This is a genomic window from Rhizobium sp. 'Codium 1' (assembly GCF_020889605.1).
GTDB classification, from domain to species: domain Bacteria; phylum Pseudomonadota; class Alphaproteobacteria; order Rhizobiales; family Rhizobiaceae; genus Allorhizobium; species Allorhizobium algae.
In genome coordinates, this window is sequence record NZ_JAJGPW010000001.1 from 783,526 (window position 1) to 801,508 (window position 17,983).

Here is a 17,983-nt window from a genome sequence, read left to right on the forward strand (position 1 = left end):
ACGAAGCTAAAAAGCGCCCTGAAAATGGGTCGGCCAGCGCCATGGCCGCACGACGACAATATCATGGCGAAGTGACAGGCGTGTTGCATCGGGTTGCCTGCGAAGCCAATGATCTCCGGCATTGGCGATGCGCCTTTCGGCCGCGTAACCGACGGCGTCGACACCGGCGCGCAGATCTCTTCGGGCTTTCACTTCAACGAATATGACGAGATCGCCGCGGCGGGCGATGATGTCCACTTCCCCGGCTTTCGTCTTGTAGCGGAATGCCAGGATACGGTAGCCCTTGAGGAGCAGAGCGAGTGCTGCCCGGTATTCCGACCAGCGGCCCAGCCTCTCGGCACGGATGCGATTTCGATCCGCGCCGGCTCGCTTCATGCTGCCCCCTTGAGTTCCAGAAGGCGCTGGTAGAGGTCCTTGCGCGGCAGGCCGGTCAGCTTTGCGGCCTCGGTTGCCGCCTTGGCGGTCGGCATGGTGGTGGCCAGTTCGGCCAGCAGGCTGTCGACATCGGCGGCGTCAGGTGCGGCATCGGGGGCCGGCGGCCCAATGACGAGGACGATCTCGCCCTTGACCGTCTTGTCGGCATAGGCGGCGGCGAGATCGCCGAGAGGGCCTCGCCGGAACTCCTCGAAGGTTTTTGTCAGCTCCCGGCAGACGGAGGCCGGCCGATCATTGCCGAGTTCGTCGGCGGCAGCGACCAGGGTATCGCCGATGCGATGCGGGGATTCGAAGAAGATCAGTGTTGCGGGCACCTTGGCAAGCTCCCGCAGGCGATCGCGCTTGGCCTTGTCCTTGGTCGGCAAGAACCCGGCAAACAGGAAGGAATCGTTCGGCAGGCCCGAGCCGACAAGGGCGGCGAGCGGTGCCGAGGCGCCGGGGATCGGCACCACCCGGTGCCCCGCCTGAATGGCGAGCTGGCCGAGGCGGTAACCGGGGTCGGAGACGAGTGGCGTGCCGGCATCCGAGACCAGCGCCACGGATTTGCCCGCTTCCAAGGCTGCGAGAAGCCGTGCGCCGGCCTCGTCGGCATTGTATTCGTGATAGGCATAGGGACGGTTTTCGATGCCGTAGCGGTCGAGCAGTACGCGGGTGACGCGCGTATCCTCGCAGGCGAGCACATCGGCGCCGGCCAAGGTTTCCAGCGCTCGTATGGTGATGTCGCCGAGATTGCCGATCGGCGTTGCCACGAGATAAAGCGCGGGCTCCAGTGGCCGGGCGGCAATCAACGTATCGTTCAGGCGGTAGCGCTTCGAACCGTGTGCGGAGGGCGCTTTTTTCTCTTCAGTTGTCATGCGGCCTTTATCCTCCACCCCCATGCTCGCGGCAAGGCCGTCGCCAACATAAACCATTCCGACAAGCTCCGCCCGGGACGGGCGTGGAAAACCTTGGAGCCTCTTGCTTTTCCCGCTCTTTTACTGCCATTTTGCCCGTCCACATTGTCCGGCCCGGGGACTGCCCGGCCCCTTTTTCCGATCCGGAACTCCGGAAGACGACACGTCGAAAGCGGTAGCATCCCATGCGTATAACTCTTGAACGGTCCAATCTCCTCAAGTCTCTGAACCACGTGCACCGCGTGGTCGAGCGTCGCAACACGATCCCGATCCTTTCGAACGTGTTGCTGAAAGCCGAAGGTGCTGCGCTCGACATGAAGGCGACGGACCTCGACCTCGAGATCACCGAGAGCACGGCCGCCATGGTCGAGCAGGCAGGCGCCACAACTGTGCCCGCGCATCTGCTCTATGAAATCGTGCGCAAGCTGCCGGACGGTTCGGAAGTCCTGCTCGCCGTCAACCCGGACGGCGGCACGATGACGGTCGCCTCCGGCCGCTCGAAGTTCTCGCTGCAATGCCTGCCGCAATCGGACTTCCCGGATCTCACGGCCGGCAGCTTCTCCCACTCCTTCAAAATGAAGGCATCGGACTTCAAGATGCTGATCGATCGCACGCAGTTTGCGATCTCCACCGAAGAGACCCGCTATTACCTGAATGGCATCTTCCTGCACACGATCGAAGCCTCCGGCGCGCTGAAGCTGCGGGCCGTCGCGACCGACGGTCACCGCCTTGCCCGTGCCGATGTCGATGCGCCCCCCGGTTCGGAAGGCATGCCGGGCATCATCATCCCGCGCAAGACCGTCGGCGAATTGCAGAAGCTGATCGACAATCCGGACCTGATCATCGGCATCGAAATCTCCGATTCCAAGATCCGCCTTTCCATCGGCTCAGTCGTGCTTACCTCCAAGCTGATCGACGGAACCTTCCCGGATTACCAGCGGGTCATTCCGCAGGCGAACGACAAGGAAATGCGGGTCGATTGCCAGACCTTCGCGCGCGCCGTCGACCGTGTCTCGACCATTTCGTCGGAGCGTGGTCGCGCCGTGAAACTCGCTCTCGCCGATGGCCAGTTGATGCTGACTGTCAACAATCCGGATTCCGGCAGCGCCACGGAAGAGGTCGCCGTCGGCTATGAAAGCGACGCGATGGAGATCGGCTTCAACGCCAAATATCTCCTCGACATCACCGCCCAGCTCTCGGGCGAGGACGCGATCTTCCTGCTGGCCGATGCCGGCTCTCCGACGCTCATTCGCGACACCGCCGGAGCCGACGCGCTCTACGTCCTGATGCCGATGCGCGTCTAGGCACCTGAAACTTTCTGGCGGGCATGTGGCCCGCCTGCGCCATTCCCTCTTGCGTTTGCGACAGACTGGCCCAAAATTGTCGCAATCAGCTCGCAGCAATCGCGCAGCAACAAGAAGAGGGACGACCATGGCCATTCGACTGAAGGAACGGTTCGAAAAGAAATTCGACGAGGAAATCCGTTTCTTCAGGGGCATGATGCAGGGTCCCAAGACCGTCGGCGCGATCATGCCGACCTCCTCGATCACCGCCAAACGCATGGCGAGTGTCATCGACGTCAAGTCGGGCCTGCCCGTTCTGGAACTTGGGCCAGGCACCGGTGTCATCACCAAGCAGATCCTGGCGCGCGGCGTCGCGCCCGAGAAGATCGTTTCAGTCGAGTATTCGCAAGATTTCTACCGCCGCCTTGTCGAGGATTATGCCGGCGTCAACTTCGTCCATGGCGACGCCTTCGACCTGAAGATATCCCTTGGCGACTTCGCAGACCAGACCTTCGACTGCGTGATTTCGGCCGTGCCGATGCTCAGTTTTCCCATGGAAGCGCGCATCCAGCTGCTTGAAGACCTGCTGTCCCGGATTCCCGAAGGCCGGCCGGTGGTGCAGATCACCTATGGCCCCGTGTCGCCCGTCATCGCCAAGCCGGATCGCTATCACATCCAGCATTTCGATTTCGTGGTGCGCAACATCCCGCCGGCGCAGCTGTGGATCTACCGCAAGGCCTGAGCGCGCCACCAATGTTCGGGCTCTACATTACCCACCCGCAGGTGCAGATCGATCCCGCAGTCCCCGTGCCCGACTGGGGTCTGTCGGCCATCGGGCGGGCTCGCGCTGCGGCTTGCGCGGAACGACCCTGGGTGCGGCAGCTTTCGCGGATCGTCAGCAGCAGAGAGCGCAAGGCGGTCGAAACTGCCGAGATCCTTGCCAATGCCGCGGGCGTCGACGTTGAAGCCCATGAGGCCCTGCACGAGAATGACCGGTCGGCGACCGGCTTCCTTGCGCCTGGCGATTTCGAGCGCGCGGCGGACTGGTTCTTCGCTCACCCGCAGGACAGCTATCGCGGCTGGGAGCGTGCCGTGGATGCGCAGGCGCGCATTGTCAGCGCGGTGGATGGCATCCTTGCGACACACGACGCCACCAAACCGATCGCCTTTGTCGGACACGGCGCCGTCGGCACCCTGCTGAAATGTCATTTTTCAGGCATCCCCATATCGCGGGTACAGGATCAAGCTGGGGGCGGCGGCAATCTTTTCTGCTTCTCCCTTGCAGACCGGCGCATCTCATGCGACTGGACGCCCATGGAGATCTGGCAGGAGTTTTATACGTGAGCGCACGTCATCGTCTCATCGTCGGACTGGATGTTCCGACGGTCCAGGAAGCGGAGCGGGTCGTCTCCACGCTCGGCGACAGCATCTCATTCTACAAGATCGGCTACCAGCTCGCTTTTGCCGGCGGGCTCGAATTCGCCCGCGATCTCGCGATGGAGGGCAAGCAGGTCTTCCTCGATATGAAACTGCTCGACATCGACAATACAGTCGCGTCTGCGGTCGAGAACATTGCGCGCATGGGCATGACCATGCTGACCCTGCATGCCTATCCGAAGGCCATGGCAGCCGCCGTCAAGGCCGCAGAGGGCTCCGGCCTCTGCCTGCTCGGCGTCACCGTGCTCACCTCCATGGACAAGCAGGATCTGAGCGATGCAGGCTACGAATATGATCCCCATACGCTGGTGCTGAAGCGTGCCGAACAGGCAAGCATGGCCGGCATGGGCGGTGTCGTCTGCTCGGCCGAAGAAGCCTCTGCCGTACGCGGCATCGTTGGCCCGAAGATGGCGATCGTGACACCCGGCATCCGGCCGGCCGGCGCCGACAAGGGCGATCAGAAGCGCGTCATGACGCCCGCGGACGCGATTGCGGCTGGCTCCAGCCATCTGGTCGTGGCACGTCCGATCGTCAAGGCGGACGAGCCGAAGGCCGCTGCGCTCGCCATTCTCGCCGAGATGGACGAGGCGCTGGCCAAACAGGCGTAATCGAAGACAAACCGGGAGGAAGACATGGCCAAGGGCTATTGGATCGCACGTGTGGATATCAGGGACCCCGAGCGCTACAAGGACTATGTTGCAGCAGCGAAGGTCGCCTTCGACAAGTATGGCGCGACCTTTCTCGCCCGCGGCGGCGCCTTCACCCAGCTCGAAGGCAAGGCCCGGACCCGCAACGTGGTGATTGAGTTCTCCTCGCATCAGGTTGCCGTCGATTGCTACAACTCGCCGGAATACCAGATTGCCGCCAAGATCCGCCAGGAAGCGGCCGATGCCGAGATGGTGGTCGTCGAGGGCGTCTGATCCTCCGTCGCCTGAGGTGGAATGTCCCGCGGATGCGGCCTTGACGGGCCTTTCCCCGGCCAGACGATTCGGCTAAGAGAGGCGCAGATCGCGCATATCGTATGCGCCCAGCCAGTTCAGGGGAGCCGTCCATGACCTTGTCCAACCTTCCGCCGCTCGTCACCGTCTTCGGGGGCTCGGGCTTTGTCGGGCGGCATGTGGTCAGGGCGCTTGCCCGCCGCGGCTACCGCATCCGCGTCGCCGTCCGCCGCCCCGATCTCGCAGGCTTCCTGCAGCCGCTCGGAAATGTCGGCCAGATCTCCTTCGTCCAGGCGAACCTGCGCTACCGCTCGTCGGTCGATGCCGCCGTGCAGGGGGCAGACCATGTCGTGAATTGCGTCGGCATCCTGTTCGAGAGCGGCCGCAACGGCTTTGATGCCGTGCAGGATTTCGGCGCGCGTGCTGTGGCGGAAGCCGCGCGGTCCGTCGACGCGACGCTGACGCATATTTCGGCCATTGGCGCCGATGCCACCTCGGACTCGGTCTACGCCGCCACCAAGGGCCGTGCGGAGGCCGCCGTGCAGTCGATCCTGCCTGACGCCACCATCCTGCGCCCTTCGATTGTCTTCGGGCCCGAAGACGGCTTCTTCAACAAGTTTGCCGCCATGGCCCGCATGGCACCCGTGCTGCCGCTGATCGGCGGCGGCAAGACGAAATTCCAGCCCGTCTATGTGGAAGATGTCGCGGAAGTCGTTGCACGTTCCGTCGACGGCTCGATCGCCCGCGGGAAGATCTACGAACTCGGCGGCCGTGACGTCGCAACCTTCAAGCAGTGTCTCGAGATGATGCTGGAAATCGTCGGTCGCAAGCGCCCGCTCGTTTCCCTGCCCTTCGGTATCGCCTCGCTGATGGGCAGCATCGCCTCTGCCGTGCCGTTGATCACGCCACCGCTCACCAGCGACCAGGTCAAGCTCTTGAAAAGGGACAATGTCGTTTCGGCGGCTGCCAAGGCGGAAGGCCGGACGCTGGAAGGTCTCGGCATCCAGCCGGTGACCATGGCCGCGATCCTGCCGACCTATCTGGTGCAGTATCGCGTGCATGGCCAGTATACGGGATCCGGCAAGGCAGCCTGATGGCTGCCTGCATGATCTTGCGCCCCACCGCCACTGCGTTGCACAAAAGACGCAGCTATCCGGAGACCTGCGTTAACCGCGGATAAAGCAAGATCGCCTATTGATGGCGGTCGTGGCAATGCGTAAAGACTGGCCCCCAACGGCCGGTCGGAAGCACTTTCCGGCGCTTCATTTCAGTCAGTATTCAAGAGGCACTTCCATGGGCAAGCCTATCGCACTGTTCTTCGCATGTGCGGCACTGGTTATCATCGCAGGCTCCTTCGTCGCACCGACCACGCTGGCGGCCCGCAAGGATAATTGCTCGCCCGCCTATGGCATCGATCCCTGCGCGACGTCGGCCATTTCCGCGAAGAACTGATTTTCCGATAACAAAAGGCCGCCCTGTGGACGGCCTTTTTTCTTGTCTGCGCCTTCTCGAGTTCAGCCGAAGGTGAGAAGTCCGATGATGCCAGCCAGGCCGACGGCGATCCGCCACCAGGCGAAGGGCGCATAGCCCCGTTTCGAGACAAAATTCAAAAGCCCCCGCACAACAAAAAGCGCCGAGACAAAGGCGGCCACGAAGCCGATCGCGATGATCAGGCCATCGTCCGCCGAGATCGCATTCCGGTTCTTGTAAAGATCGAGCGTGAAGGCCCCGAGCATGGTCGGCATGGCGAGGAAGAAGGAAAACTCAGCCGCCGAGCGTTTGTCGGCTCCCAGCAGCAAAGCCCCGACGATCGTGGCGCCTGAGCGCGAGGTCCCGGGGATCATCGCCACACACTGACAAAGACCGATCTTGAAGGCGAGCGACAGCGGATATTCCGTGACGTCGTGATATCGAGGCTTCAGCGGCATACGGTCAATCCAGAGAAGGACGAGCCCGCCGAGAATGAGGACAACGCAGATCAGCATGGGCGTTTCGAAAAGCACGGTCTTGATGAAGTCGTGCGCGAGCGCGCCGATCACCGCAGCTGGCAGAAAGGCGACCAGAACGGCCCCGACAAAGCGGCGGCTCTCCACACTGGTCGGCAGCGAGAGCGCAATGCCGAGCAGCTTGGCGAAGTAGACACTGAGGATGGCCAGGATGGCGCCGAGCTGGATCAGAACGGCAAAGGTGTTGCCCGGCGATTCGAAGCCGAGGAAATGGCCGGCCAGCAGCACATGCGCGGTGGACGATACCGGCACGAACTCGGTCAGCCCTTCGATCAGGCCGAGCACGAGCGCGCTGATAATCGATTGATCTTCCATGGGGTCTCCTTCTAGGGGAAGGCAAAGTGATTTGCTTGTATTGCGGGAGCTGAAACCCTATAGCTTGGAAGCCGCCTTGATGACCAGCCGCTTCGAAAGCCTGCGCTGCGGCTACTGAAAAATCCGAGAATTCGAGTTCCGATGCCGACCCTGTATCATCACACGATGTCCACCGCGTCCCGTTTCATTCGCCTGGTTCTGGCCGAATACGGCTTCCAGACGGATCTGGTGGAGGAGCAGACCTGGGAGAAGCGCAAGGAGTTCCTCGCCTTCAATCCCGCTGGCACGCTGCCCGTTTATGTCGACGACAATATGCGGGCGCTCTGTGGTCCCTTCATCATTTCTGAATTCATCGACGAAACCCACGGCGTGCTGAAGCGCGACCGCCGGCTCTTTGCGGAAGATCCCTTCCAGCGCGCAGAGATCCGTCGGCTGACGGAGTGGTTTCTCCAGAAGATGGAGCAGGATGTGACCAAGCCGCTGGTGCGCGAGCGCGTGCACAAGCTGATCATTCCGAACGGGCTGGGCGGCGGCGCCCCCGATTCCAAGGTGCTGCGTACGGCGCGCTCCAATATCCGCCATCACATGAAATACCTGACCTGGCTGTCGGGCTCGCGCCAGTGGCTGGCTGGCGAACGTCTGAGCTATGCCGACCTGTCGGCTGCGGCCGCTGTCTCCGTGCTCGACTATCTGGGCGAGATCGACTGGAATGAATTCCCGGTCGCAAAGGACTGGTATCAGCGCATCAAGTCGCGGCCGTCCTTCCGACCGCTGCTCACCGAGCGCGTGCGCGGCATCACGCCCGTGTCGCATTACGCCGATCTCGATTTCTGACGGTTGCTGCCATGGATGAGCCGCAGATCGATCCCAAGATCCGGAAGCGGCGGGCAGACCTCACGCGGTTCCTGCGCAAGGAAGCAGAAGCCCAGGGTTTCGATCTTTGTCGGATCACGTTGCCGGACGTCATTCCGGAGGCCCCAGCTAGGCTCCAGAGCTTTCTCGAGGCCGGACGGCACGGCACCATGGCCTGGATGGAAGAGACCAGGGATCGTCGCGCCGACCCACGCGTGCTCTGGTCGGAAGTCCGGTCCATCGTCATGTTCGGCATGAATTACGGACCGGACGAGGATCCGCGCCTGCTGCAGGCTGAACCCGAGAAGGCGGCGATCTCCGTCTACGCCCGCAACCGCGACTATCATGACGTCATCAAGGGGCGCCTCAAGGAAGTGGCGACACGCTTTGCCGCTCGCGCCGGGGCAGATGTGAAGGTCTTCGTCGACACGGCGCCCGTGATGGAAAAGCCGCTTGCGGCGGCGGCAGGCTTGGGCTGGCAGGGCAAACACACCAATCTCGTCAGCCGCGACTTCGGCTCCTGGCTGTTTCTCGGCAGCCTCTTCACTACCGCCGAACTCGACATCGACGAAGCCGAGCGTGACCATTGCGGCTCCTGCCGCGCCTGTCTGGACGCCTGTCCGACGAACGCGTTCCCCGCCCCCTATCAGATCGATGCGCGGCGCTGCATTTCCTATCTCACGATCGAGCACAAGGGGCCGATCGACAGGGCGCTGCGTCCTGCCTTCGGCAATCGCATCTATGGCTGCGATGACTGTCTGGCCGCCTGCCCCTGGAACAAGTTTGCGGCTTCGGCCCGCGAGATGAAGCTCGTCGCGCGCGAGGACCTGAAGACCCCCGACATTGCCTTCTTCCTGACGCTGGACGATCCGACCTTCCGCACCTATTTCAGCGGCTCGCCGGTCAAACGGATCGGGCGAGACCGGTTTGTGCGAAACGTCCTGATTGCCGCTGGCAATTCCGGCTCTTACGATCTGGCGCCTGCCTGCGCGACACTGTTGACGGATCCTTCCGCCGATCTGCGCGGCATGGCGGCATGGGCGCTGTCGCGGCTTCTGCCGGAGCAAGACTTCATGAGGCTCCGGGCAGAGCATCTGGGGCAGGAAACGGACGCACAGGTCCGACAGGAATGGATGACGGAGAGCTGACGCATGCGTGTGATGATTTTCGGCGCGGGATATTCGGGCAAGGCAATCGGCAGGCTGCTCCATGATCAGGGCGCCTCGGTTGCCGGAACCACGCGCAGCGCCGACAAGGGCACTGCGCTTGCAGAGACCGGCATCCGACCCTTCATCTTCGATGGCCTCAGCCTCTCCGAAGAACTGCGCGCCGAACTTTCAGAGACGACACATCTTATCCAGTCGATCGCGCCTGGGAGTGCGGGTGACCCACTCATCCGGCTCTGCGGATCTGCTGATATCAAGGCCCTGATACCCCGGCTCGAATGGGTCGGCTATCTATCCACCGTCGGCGTCTACGGCGATCATCATGGCGCCTGGGTGAACGAGGAAACGGAATTGAAGCCGGTTTCTGTGCGTTCGGTGGAGCGGGTGGAGGCGGAGCAGGCCTGGCACACAGTCGCAGCGCGGGACGATCTGCCGCTTGCGATCCTGCGCCTCTCCGGCATCTACGGCCCCGGCCGCAACACCTTCATGAACCTCACCAAGGGCACGGCGCGTCGACTGGTGAAGAAGGACCAGGTATTCAACCGCATCCGGGTCGAGGACATCGCGTCCGCCACGGCCCTCCTCGCGGGTGCGAAAACAGCAGGTATCTTCAACGTGACCGACGACCTGCCGTCCCCACCGCAGGATGTCGTGACCGAGGCGGCGCGGCTGATGAGCGTGGAGGCGCCGCCGGAACAGCCTTTCGAAACGGCAGAGCTGACCCCGATGGCACGCTCCTTCTACGGCGAGAACAAGCGGGTTTCGAACGCCAAGATCAAGTCGCTCGGATTCAACTTCCAGTACCCGAATTACCATGTGTCACTGGTGGATCTACTTGGCTCCGGAACATGGAACCGAAAGCCATAGGGCAGCGTTTTCCTGGTTGAACTTTGCTCATGTCGCGCCACAAGTCCTGCAAAACATTGCCCACCGCCCCGTTCGCACCACAATTCGGGCAGGAAATATGGCGTCTGAGCAAAATTTTTCTTCAATGATTCCGTGAGCGGCAGAAGCATGGCCGACGCGAGTTTTTCATTCTCGCAAAGCGCATGGAATCAAACGATTTTTCTCAGAACTTAACATTTCATTAGGGTAAAGACTTGCAGAATTCACATTACGATTGTTACAGGCTGTAACTTTTCGTGAACAATAGATGGCACGTTTTTGCCATTTTTGACCCTGCCTAGCCGCTGCACGCAAAAATTCTCTCGTGCCAACGACTAGGGATGTATAACTTGACGATTAGCCGACGCTCTATTTTGACCGCTGCAACTGTTGCTGCACTCTGTGCTTTCGCACCTCACAGTGCAAATGCGAAGTCTTCCTGTGGCGGCGCTTCCTGGTATGCGCTGCATTCGAAGACCGCCTCGGGTGAACGCATGAACCCGGCCAAGCTGACCGCGGCCCACAAGAGCCTGCCTTTCGGTACCAAGGTCAAGGTCACCAATTCGCGAAGCGGCAAGAGCGTCGTCGTTCGCATCAACGATCGTGGCCCCTTCATCCGCGGCCGCGTTCTCGATCTCTCCAAGGCTGCCGCCCAGAACATCGGCATGATCCGCGCGGGCCATGCCAAGGTCTGCTACGAGATCATCGGCTGAGCTAGACCGCCTTCGGGAGCGGCGATTGGTCCGTCGGGTTTTAGGCGCTTGCTCTTGCCCTTGATCGCCGTTACCACGCTCTCTTCTTTCAGAGGAGAATGACCATGCGTCTGGGCGGCCGTCTTGCCGGTGCGATTGAAGTCTTGAGCGATATCGAGACCCGTCGCCGTCCCGTTGCCGATGCCCTCAAGGATTGGGGCCTTTCGCATCGTTTCGCCGGTTCCGGCGATCGTGCTGCCATCGGCAACATCGTCTATGACGCCCTTCGCATGAAGCTTTCCCATGCCTGGCTGATGGATGACGACAGCGCCCACGCGCTCGGCTGGGCGGTGCTGTTGCGCCAATGGGGCATGAAGCTCGAGGCTCTGCAAGCCGATCTCGAAGGCGACAATTTCGCGCCTGCGCCCCTTTCCGAAAGCCAGACTGCGGCCTTTACCACCCGAGACCTCTCCGAAGCCCCGCTTCATGTCCAGGGTGACATTCCCGACTGGGTCCAGCCATCCTTCGAGCAGGCCTTCGGTGACGACTGGCTCGCCGAAGCGCAGGCGCTTGCCACACGACCGACGCTCGATCTGCGCGTCAACACGCTGAAGGCCAACCGTGACAAGGTGCTGAAGGCACTCGACCGATCCGGCGCCCAGGCTTCGCCGATCGCCCGCTTCGGCATGCGCGTACCGGCCGGCGAAGGACCGTCCCGCCTGCCGAACGTCACGGCCGAACTCAGCTTCCAGAAGGGCTGGTTCGAAGTTCAGGACGAAGGTTCGCAGATTGTCGCCGATCTCGTGACGCCGCGCGAAGGCGATCAGGTGCTCGACTACTGCGCCGGCGGCGGCGGCAAGACGCTCGCCATGGCGGCCGCCATGAACAACAAGGGCCAGGTGCACGCCTATGACGCCGACCGCAAGCGGCTGGCACCGATCATCGAACGACTGAAGCGCGCCGGCACGCACAATGTTCAGGTGCATGACAGCACCAAGGGTCTCGCGAGCCTCAAGGAGCGCTGCGACCAGGTGCTGGTCGATGCGCCCTGCACCGGTACCGGCACCTGGCGGCGCCGTCCCGACACCAAGTGGCGCCTGACCGACCGGAACCTGCAGGAGCGTCTGGCGCAGCAGCAGGAAGCCCTGACCGAGGCCTCGACCTTCGTCAGGATCGGCGGATCGCTGCTTTACGTCACCTGTTCCGTGTTGCCGGAGGAAAACGATCGACAGGTTCAGGCCTTCTGCGAGGCCAATCCGAGCTTCGAGACCGTTCCCGTGCTGGAGGACTGGACACGTTTGTTCGGCGACTCGGCCCCAAAGCCTCGCTCGGCAGATGGCAAGACGGTGACGCTCAGCCCGGCCAGCATGGATACGGACGGCTTCTTCTTCTGCCGGATGCGGCGCCGCGCGGAATGACCTGATCATCGTCAATTGCAGTCATTGTAAATTATACTCGACTGTTTGACACCAGTTTCTTTTTGCGCGAAGACAGGCCGTCCGTTCAATACGAGGCGCCCATCGGCGCCGAAGGGAGACACCATGATCCGGAAATCCGTCATCGGCGCGTCGATCGCGCTGCTTGTAACATCGGCTGCCATCTTCGCTGGTCCGGCCGTCGCCGCACCTGCGCCCAAGGACGTACTGACCCACTACAGTGCAATGGCCGAAGCCAAGTTCCAGGATGCGCTTTCGACTGCCAAGGCACTCGATGCCGCCATCGACGCGCTGATCGCCAAGCCCAGCGACGAAACGCTGAAGGCAGCACGCGCAGCGTGGATCGCCGCCCGCGTGCCCTATCAGCAGACCGAGGTCTATCGCTTCGGCAACCCCATCGTTGACGATTGGGAAGGCAAGGTGAATGCCTGGCCGCTCGATGAAGGCCTGATCGATTACGTCGATGCAGGCTACGGCACCGAGAGCGATGGCAACGCGCTCTATGTGGCCAATGTCATCGCCAATCCGAAGATCAAGATCAACGGCGAAGATGTCGATGCTTCCAGCATCACGCCGGATTTCCTGGGCGAGACCCTTCACGAGGCGGGTGAAGTCGAAGCCAATGTCGCTACCGGCTATCACGCCATCGAGTTCCTCCTCTGGGGCCAGGACCTGAACGGCACGGGCCCGGGCGCCGGCAGCCGCTCCCATACCGATTATGACACGGCCAATTGCACCAATGGCAATTGCGACCGCCGCGCCGCCTATCTGAAGGCCGCCTCCACGCTGCTGGTGCAGGACCTCGAAGAAATGGTCGCCGCCTGGGCGCCCGAAGGCGAAGCGACGAAGGCCGTTCTTGCCGATGCGCAGAAGGGCATTTCCACGATCCTTACCGGCATGGGCTCGCTTTCCTACGGCGAACTCGCCGGCGAGCGCATGAAACTCGGCGTGCTGCTGCATGATCCGGAAGAGGAGCATGACTGCTTCTCCGACAATACGCATGCCTCGCACCTGAACGACGCGATCGGCATCGCATCCGCCTATACCGGCGAATATACGCGCGTCGATGGCACCAAGCTGACCGGTCCGTCGCTGTCCGAACTCGTCGCTGCCAAGGATCAGGCGCTCGACGCGGAAATGAAGGCCAAGCTCGACAAGACGCTGGCTGCCATGAATGCCATGGCCGAGCGCGCCGAAAACAAGGAAGCCTACGATCAGATGATCGGCGAAGGCAATGCGGAGGGCAACGCCACCGTCCAGGCCGCCATCGACGGTCTGATTGACCAGACCCAGACCATCCAGCGCGTCATTGCGTCGCTGGAGCTTGGCACGATCGAGCTTGAAGGTTCCGACAGCCTTGATAGTCCTGAGGCCGTCTTCCAGTAAGCAGCAAAGGCGGGCCGCCCCTCACCGGTGCGGCCCGATCTTCACAATGACAGTTCGCAAGGTCCTTCTCGCCGGTCTCGGCCTTCTCGTCACGGCAGCTTTCCCGATGTCTGCGGCACTCGCCGGGGAACTCGGCGAACGCGCGGATCTGACGCCCAAGGACCGGGCCCGTGTGGTCGCCGTCACGCGCCCCACAGAAGACTTCGGCAAGGCCGAGCGCTTCGAACTGATGCAAGGGGGGGCGGGAACGTCTCCACGCGGCGTCAACGCCGATTCCTTCTCCGACTTTTCCGCCAACATCACCTTTGCGGAGGAAGAAGACTTCAAGCTCGGGAATGCGCTGTTCCGCAAACTCTGGGTCTCCTCCCCCTCTTCCACTCAAGCCTCCGATGGCCTGGGTCCCCTGTTCAATGCGCGGGCCTGCCAGAGCTGTCATCTGAAGGACGGACGAGGCCATCCGCCGGAAGGCGACCGCGATCATACCTCGATGTTCTTCCGGCTTGCGCGGCCCGCTGCCACGGCCGAGGAACAGGCAAGGCTCGACCGGCTCGACATGGCCTCGCTTCCCGACCCCGTCTATGGCGGCCAGTTGCAGGATCAGGCAATCCCCGGCATGGCGGCCGAGGGGCGCATGGTCGTGACTTATGTCGAGGAGGCGGTAACGCTTGCCGGCGGCGAGACCGTGATGCTTCGCCGGCCCAGCTATGCCGCCAGCGACCTCAATTACGGACCGCTCGACCCGAACACCACACTTTCACCACGCATCGCCAATCCGATGATCGGGCTCGGCCTGATCGAGGCCATCCCCGAAGAGGATATTCGGGCGCACGCCGACCCGGACGACGTTGACGGCGACGGCATTTCCGGACGCGCGGCCCGCGCCCGCGATCACCGCACCGGCGAAATCAAGCTCGGTCGCTTCGGCTGGAAGGCGCAGAATGCTTCGGTGCGCGACCAGAGTTCGAGCGCCTTTGCCGGAGACCTCGGCATTTCGACGCCTGACGATCCGCGCCATTTCGGCGACTGCACAGACAGGCAGACGGCCTGTTTCGAGGCGGCGACCGGTGTTCAGCCGCGGCTGGGCAATACGGAAGCGCCGGATCCGGTCCTGGACCTCGTGACCTTCTACGCCAGGAACCTGGCCCTGCCGAAGCGACGCGACGTGAACGATGCCACAGTCCTGCGCGGCAAGCAGGTTTTCTACCAAAGCGGTTGCATTGCCTGTCATCGACCGAAATTCGTGACGAGCCGGAAGGCCGAGAACAAGGCGCAGGCCTTTCAGCTGATCTGGCCCTATTCCGACTTCCTGCTGCACGACATGGGCGCGGGCCTCGCCGACAACCAGCCCGTCGGAGATGCGACCGGCCAGGAGTGGCGCACGCCGCCTCTCTGGGGTATCGGTCTCACGCAGGTGGTCAGTGGCCACAGCTTTTTCCTGCATGACGGGCGGGCGCGCAACCTGACCGAGGCCATTCTCTGGCATGGGGGAGAAGCCGAAGCTGCCCGCAATGCTTTTGCCACCGCCGAACCCAAGGACCGCAAGGCCCTGATCACGTTTCTGGAGTCTCTCTGATGCGGGTATTCACGCGCCTCGCCCTTCTCTCCGCCATTCTTCTGGCCCTGCCCCTGCCTGTGCTCGCGCAGGATACGGCTCCGACCGTCGGCGCGCTCGACGCCGCCAAGGTGCCTGTTGTCATGGCACGTGCGGTCGACGAGTTCATCCGGCCGGGCTACCGGCGGTTCACCGATCGGGCTGGCGCGATGCAGACGGCCATGACGACACTCTGCGGCTCTCCCTCGGCTGAAAGCCTGAAAGAGGCCCACACCACTTTCGGCCATGTCGTCGAAGCCTGGTCCCGCGTCGAGATCGTGCGCGTCGGGCCTGTTATCGAGGGTAATCGCTTCGAACGCATCCTGTTTTTCCCCGATCGCAAGGGAACGGGCCTCAAGCAGGTTCAGGCGGCCCTTGCCAAACCGGATCCAAGCGTCACCTCTGTCGAGACGCTGAAGGGCAAGAGTGTCGCCATGCAGGGGCTTGGCGCCCTGGAATTCGTGCTGTTCGGCACGGGCTCTGGCAGCCTCGCAACAGCTGAAGGTGCTTACCGCTGCCAGTACGGCACGGCGATATCCGCCAATCTCAAACGTCTCGGTGTCGAGCTTACCGACGCCTGGGATGCGCCCGATGGTGTCCAGGCCGCGTGGAAGACCCCGGGACCTGCCAATCCGCTCTACCGCGACGAAGCGGAAGCCGCCAAGGAACTGCTCGGTGTGCTCGTCCATGCCGCCGAGACGATCCGCGACCAGCGCATCGAGCAATTCTACAAGGGTGACCCAAAGAAGGCCGTGCCGCGTCAGGCGATCTACTGGCGCTCAGGCAATACCTTCCGCTCGATCACGGCCAATATCGAGGGTTTGCGCGACCTGCTTGACACGTCGGGCATGGTGGACCTGCTGGCTGAGGACAATCGCTCGGTCGTCTCGTCGACGGATTTCGTTGCCCGCTCCCTGTCGCGGGTTTCGGCCGACATCAAGCCGGATGTGGCCCAGGTCTTCGAGGACCCGGCGCAGATCGCCAAGCTGGATTTCCTGCTGCTCAACAGCCGCGACCTGATCCTCAGGCTCAACAATGATCTCGGCGGCGGCATCGGGCTTGCGGCCGGCTTTTCTTTCTCCGACGGCGACTGAGATGACTTCAACGCCACTCATCGATCGCCGGGCCTTCCTGCGCTCCGCAGGCCTTGCCTTCGTGGCAGGCCTTGGCCCAAGTTCGGCCTTTGCGCTGGAGCGAGCCGACGCGGTCTATGCCAGCGGCATCAAACGCTCCGACGGAAAATTTGCCATCGGGCTCGTCAGCGAGGCCGGCAGCCTGATCGCCGAGATCGCGCTGCCGGGCCGAATCCACGGTCTCTGCCACAGTGTCGCAAACGGCCTGTCTGTCGCCTTTGCCCGAAGGCCCGGCACATTTGCCGTGGTCTTCGACGCCAAGAACCATATAGAGCCGCGCATCATTGCCGCGCCAGAGGGGCGGCATTATTTCGGCCACGGCGCCTTTTCACCCGACGGCAAGCTCTTCTACGCGAGCGAAAACAACTTCGATGCCAATGCCGGGATGATCGGGATCTACGACTGTCTTTCCGGGTTCGAGCGCGTGGGCGAAGTCCCGGCTCACGGTATCGGCACTCATGACATCACCGTCACAGAAGGCGGGATTCTCGTGATTGCCAATGGCGGGATCGAGACACACCCCGATTTCGGCCGGACCAAACTCAATCTCGACCACATGGAACCCTCGCTGGTCCTGGCCGATGCCCGCACGGGTACGCTGCTCGAGAAGCATGTGCTGCCGCCGGAACTCAGGCAGCTTTCCACCCGGCATCTCGATGTCGCCGCCGATGGGCGGATATGGTTCGCCTGCCAATATGAGGGGCCGCGCACCGATCGTCCGCCTTTGATCGGGCATTTCGCCAAGGGCGTAGCCGTCTCCTATGTACATCTGCCTGACGAGACGACCGATCGGCTGGGCAATTACGTCGGCGCGATCGCCGTCAACCGCACCGAGGGCCGCGTCGGCATCGCCTCGCCGAAAAACGGTCTCTGGGCCGTGCTGGATGGCCGGGACGGGCGGCTTCTCTCCGAGACGGTGTTGCCGGATGCAGCGGGCATTGCCCCCTCCCGCACAGGTTTTGCCGTCTCGTCCTATCGCGGCGATTTTCTCGACCAGCACAGCAAGGTTGCCTGGGATCAGCACATCATCCGTCTCTGAAGGCTGGCAGAACCCAAGGAGGCGCCCTAGATGCGGTTTATGTCCAAGATCCTGAGCTATATCCTCTTCATCGGCTTCGTCGTCGGCGCTGGCCTCCTCGCTGGCCTCACCAATGCGCCGGGCGACTGGTACCAATCCCTGAACAAGCCGGGCTTCAACCCGCCATCGTGGCTCTTCGGCCCGGTCTGGACGACGCTCTACGTGCTGATCGGCATCGCCGGCGCGCGTATCTGGCAGCGCGCCCCGAAATCGGCAGCCATGCAGCTCTGGTTTGCCCAGATGGCCCTCAACCTGATGTGGTCGCCAGCGTTTTTCGGCCTGGAGAACCCGGAATTGGCGCTCGCGGTCATCGCCGGCATGCTTCTGACGATCATCGCCTTCATGACGAAGGCCAGGTCGATCGACCGGATCTCGGCGCTGCTCTTCATCCCCTATCTCGCCTGGGTCGCGTTTGCGAGCGTGCTCAATCTGTCGATTGCCTGGCTCAACTGATTAA

20 protein-coding genes are annotated in these 17,983 nt (G+C 62.5%); 17 read left to right on the top strand and 3 right to left on the bottom strand.

What is annotated here, in order from left to right; translation table 11 throughout:
- Nucleotides 1-6: 6 nt before the first annotated feature.
- Complete coding sequence (locus LJE98_RS03725; protein ID WP_229573498.1) at nucleotides 7-375, bottom strand: YraN family protein; 369 nt, start codon at nucleotides 373-375, stop codon at nucleotides 7-9.
- Nucleotides 372-1,289: a 16S rRNA (cytidine(1402)-2'-O)-methyltransferase gene (gene rsmI / locus LJE98_RS03730; protein WP_229573499.1), complete on the bottom strand. Its 918-nt coding sequence runs from the start codon at nucleotides 1,287-1,289 to the stop codon at nucleotides 372-374. Before rsmI ends, LJE98_RS03725 begins: the two co-directional genes overlap by 4 nt.
- Before the next feature lie 224 nt (nucleotides 1,290-1,513).
- On the opposite strand from rsmI, the gene dnaN reads away from it, so the two are divergent.
- From dnaN to LJE98_RS03765, 7 genes are all read left to right on the top strand, one after another.
- Entirely contained in the window at nucleotides 1,514-2,632 is a 1,119-nt protein-coding gene (gene dnaN / locus LJE98_RS03735) for a DNA polymerase III subunit beta (RefSeq protein ID WP_229573500.1), read from the top strand.
- A gap of 127 nt (nucleotides 2,633-2,759) precedes the next feature.
- The gene (gene pmtA / locus LJE98_RS03740) at nucleotides 2,760-3,353 is read left to right on the top strand and encodes a phospholipid N-methyltransferase PmtA (RefSeq protein WP_229573501.1); all 594 of its coding nucleotides are present in this window, start codon (nucleotides 2,760-2,762) and stop codon (nucleotides 3,351-3,353) included.
- Between the two features lie 11 nt (nucleotides 3,354-3,364).
- Nucleotides 3,365-3,955 (top strand): histidine phosphatase family protein, encoded by a 591-nt coding sequence (locus LJE98_RS03745; RefSeq protein WP_229573502.1) that lies wholly within the window; start codon nucleotides 3,365-3,367, stop codon nucleotides 3,953-3,955.
- Nucleotides 3,952-4,656: an orotidine-5'-phosphate decarboxylase gene (pyrF, locus tag LJE98_RS03750; protein WP_229573503.1), complete on the top strand. Its 705-nt coding sequence runs from the start codon at nucleotides 3,952-3,954 to the stop codon at nucleotides 4,654-4,656. The genes LJE98_RS03745 and pyrF overlap by 4 nt, the downstream gene beginning before the upstream one ends.
- A gap of 24 nt (nucleotides 4,657-4,680) precedes the next feature.
- Entirely contained in the window at nucleotides 4,681-4,968 is a 288-nt protein-coding gene (locus tag LJE98_RS03755) for a DUF1330 domain-containing protein (RefSeq protein WP_229573504.1), read from the top strand.
- Nucleotides 4,969-5,099: 131 nt separating this feature from the next.
- The gene (locus tag LJE98_RS03760) at nucleotides 5,100-6,080 is read left to right on the top strand and encodes a complex I NDUFA9 subunit family protein (RefSeq protein WP_229573505.1); all 981 of its coding nucleotides are present in this window, start codon (nucleotides 5,100-5,102) and stop codon (nucleotides 6,078-6,080) included.
- Nucleotides 6,081-6,279: 199 nt separating this feature from the next.
- Entirely contained in the window at nucleotides 6,280-6,438 is a 159-nt protein-coding gene (locus tag LJE98_RS03765) for a hypothetical protein (protein ID WP_229573506.1), read from the top strand.
- Between the two features lie 62 nt (nucleotides 6,439-6,500).
- Here LJE98_RS03765 and LJE98_RS03770 read toward each other — a convergent pair whose 3' ends face one another.
- Nucleotides 6,501-7,307 (bottom strand): undecaprenyl-diphosphate phosphatase, encoded by an 807-nt coding sequence (locus tag LJE98_RS03770; protein ID WP_229573507.1) that lies wholly within the window; start codon nucleotides 7,305-7,307, stop codon nucleotides 6,501-6,503.
- Nucleotides 7,308-7,448: 141 nt separating this feature from the next.
- On the opposite strand from LJE98_RS03770, the gene LJE98_RS03775 reads away from it, so the two are divergent.
- The 10 genes from LJE98_RS03775 to LJE98_RS03820 all read left to right on the top strand — a co-directional run bounded on the left by LJE98_RS03775 (nucleotide 7,449) and on the right by LJE98_RS03820 (nucleotide 17,979).
- Nucleotides 7,449-8,141, top strand: a complete 693-nt coding sequence (locus tag LJE98_RS03775) for a glutathione S-transferase family protein (protein ID WP_229573508.1) — start codon at nucleotides 7,449-7,451, stop codon at nucleotides 8,139-8,141.
- Between the two features lie 11 nt (nucleotides 8,142-8,152).
- Nucleotides 8,153-9,307 (top strand): tRNA epoxyqueuosine(34) reductase QueG, encoded by a 1,155-nt coding sequence (gene queG, locus LJE98_RS03780; RefSeq protein ID WP_229573509.1) that lies wholly within the window; start codon nucleotides 8,153-8,155, stop codon nucleotides 9,305-9,307.
- A 3-nt stretch (nucleotides 9,308-9,310) separates the two neighbouring features.
- A complete protein-coding gene (locus tag LJE98_RS03785) occupies nucleotides 9,311-10,192 on the top strand; it encodes an SDR family oxidoreductase (RefSeq protein ID WP_229573510.1) in 882 nt (293 codons plus the stop codon).
- Nucleotides 10,193-10,560: 368 nt separating this feature from the next.
- Nucleotides 10,561-10,923 (top strand): septal ring lytic transglycosylase RlpA family protein, encoded by a 363-nt coding sequence (locus LJE98_RS03790; protein WP_229573511.1) that lies wholly within the window; start codon nucleotides 10,561-10,563, stop codon nucleotides 10,921-10,923.
- A 104-nt stretch (nucleotides 10,924-11,027) separates the two neighbouring features.
- The gene (locus LJE98_RS03795) at nucleotides 11,028-12,320 is read left to right on the top strand and encodes an RsmB/NOP family class I SAM-dependent RNA methyltransferase (protein WP_229573512.1); all 1,293 of its coding nucleotides are present in this window, start codon (nucleotides 11,028-11,030) and stop codon (nucleotides 12,318-12,320) included.
- Nucleotides 12,321-12,443: 123 nt separating this feature from the next.
- Nucleotides 12,444-13,724: an imelysin family protein gene (locus LJE98_RS03800; RefSeq protein ID WP_229573513.1), complete on the top strand. Its 1,281-nt coding sequence runs from the start codon at nucleotides 12,444-12,446 to the stop codon at nucleotides 13,722-13,724.
- Between the two features lie 46 nt (nucleotides 13,725-13,770).
- Nucleotides 13,771-15,297: a di-heme oxidoredictase family protein gene (locus tag LJE98_RS03805; RefSeq protein ID WP_420710090.1), complete on the top strand. Its 1,527-nt coding sequence runs from the start codon at nucleotides 13,771-13,773 to the stop codon at nucleotides 15,295-15,297.
- Entirely contained in the window at nucleotides 15,297-16,409 is a 1,113-nt protein-coding gene (locus LJE98_RS03810; protein ID WP_229573514.1) for an imelysin family protein, read from the top strand. The genes LJE98_RS03805 and LJE98_RS03810 overlap by 1 nt, the downstream gene beginning before the upstream one ends.
- A gap of 1 nt (nucleotide 16,410) precedes the next feature.
- The gene (locus tag LJE98_RS03815) at nucleotides 16,411-17,487 is read left to right on the top strand and encodes a DUF1513 domain-containing protein (protein ID WP_229573515.1); all 1,077 of its coding nucleotides are present in this window, start codon (nucleotides 16,411-16,413) and stop codon (nucleotides 17,485-17,487) included.
- A gap of 39 nt (nucleotides 17,488-17,526) precedes the next feature.
- Nucleotides 17,527-17,979: a TspO/MBR family protein gene (locus tag LJE98_RS03820; RefSeq protein ID WP_420710101.1), complete on the top strand. Its 453-nt coding sequence runs from the start codon at nucleotides 17,527-17,529 to the stop codon at nucleotides 17,977-17,979.
- Nucleotides 17,980-17,983: the final 4 nt, after the last annotated feature.

Coding starts and splice junctions, on each gene's coding strand:
- LJE98_RS03725 (WP_229573498.1), bottom strand. CDS start 375: ATGAAGCGAGCCGGCGCGGATCGAAATCGCATCCGTGCCGAGAGGCTG.
- rsmI (WP_229573499.1), bottom strand. CDS start 1,289: ATGACAACTGAAGAGAAAAAAGCGCCCTCCGCACACGGTTCGAAGCGC.
- dnaN (WP_229573500.1), top strand. CDS start 1,514: ATGCGTATAACTCTTGAACGGTCCAATCTCCTCAAGTCTCTGAACCAC.
- pmtA (WP_229573501.1), top strand. CDS start 2,760: ATGGCCATTCGACTGAAGGAACGGTTCGAAAAGAAATTCGACGAGGAA.
- LJE98_RS03745 (WP_229573502.1), top strand. CDS start 3,365: ATGTTCGGGCTCTACATTACCCACCCGCAGGTGCAGATCGATCCCGCA.
- LJE98_RS03755 (WP_229573504.1), top strand. CDS start 4,681: ATGGCCAAGGGCTATTGGATCGCACGTGTGGATATCAGGGACCCCGAG.
- LJE98_RS03760 (WP_229573505.1), top strand. CDS start 5,100: ATGACCTTGTCCAACCTTCCGCCGCTCGTCACCGTCTTCGGGGGCTCG.
- LJE98_RS03765 (WP_229573506.1), top strand. CDS start 6,280: ATGGGCAAGCCTATCGCACTGTTCTTCGCATGTGCGGCACTGGTTATC.
- LJE98_RS03770 (WP_229573507.1), bottom strand. CDS start 7,307: ATGGAAGATCAATCGATTATCAGCGCGCTCGTGCTCGGCCTGATCGAA.
- LJE98_RS03775 (WP_229573508.1), top strand. CDS start 7,449: ATGCCGACCCTGTATCATCACACGATGTCCACCGCGTCCCGTTTCATT.
- queG (WP_229573509.1), top strand. CDS start 8,153: ATGGATGAGCCGCAGATCGATCCCAAGATCCGGAAGCGGCGGGCAGAC.
- LJE98_RS03785 (WP_229573510.1), top strand. CDS start 9,311: ATGCGTGTGATGATTTTCGGCGCGGGATATTCGGGCAAGGCAATCGGC.
- LJE98_RS03795 (WP_229573512.1), top strand. CDS start 11,028: ATGCGTCTGGGCGGCCGTCTTGCCGGTGCGATTGAAGTCTTGAGCGAT.
- LJE98_RS03800 (WP_229573513.1), top strand. CDS start 12,444: ATGATCCGGAAATCCGTCATCGGCGCGTCGATCGCGCTGCTTGTAACA.
- LJE98_RS03805 (WP_420710090.1), top strand. CDS start 13,771: ATGACAGTTCGCAAGGTCCTTCTCGCCGGTCTCGGCCTTCTCGTCACG.
- LJE98_RS03810 (WP_229573514.1), top strand. CDS start 15,297: ATGCGGGTATTCACGCGCCTCGCCCTTCTCTCCGCCATTCTTCTGGCC.
- LJE98_RS03815 (WP_229573515.1), top strand. CDS start 16,411: ATGACTTCAACGCCACTCATCGATCGCCGGGCCTTCCTGCGCTCCGCA.
- LJE98_RS03820 (WP_420710101.1), top strand. CDS start 17,527: ATGTCCAAGATCCTGAGCTATATCCTCTTCATCGGCTTCGTCGTCGGC.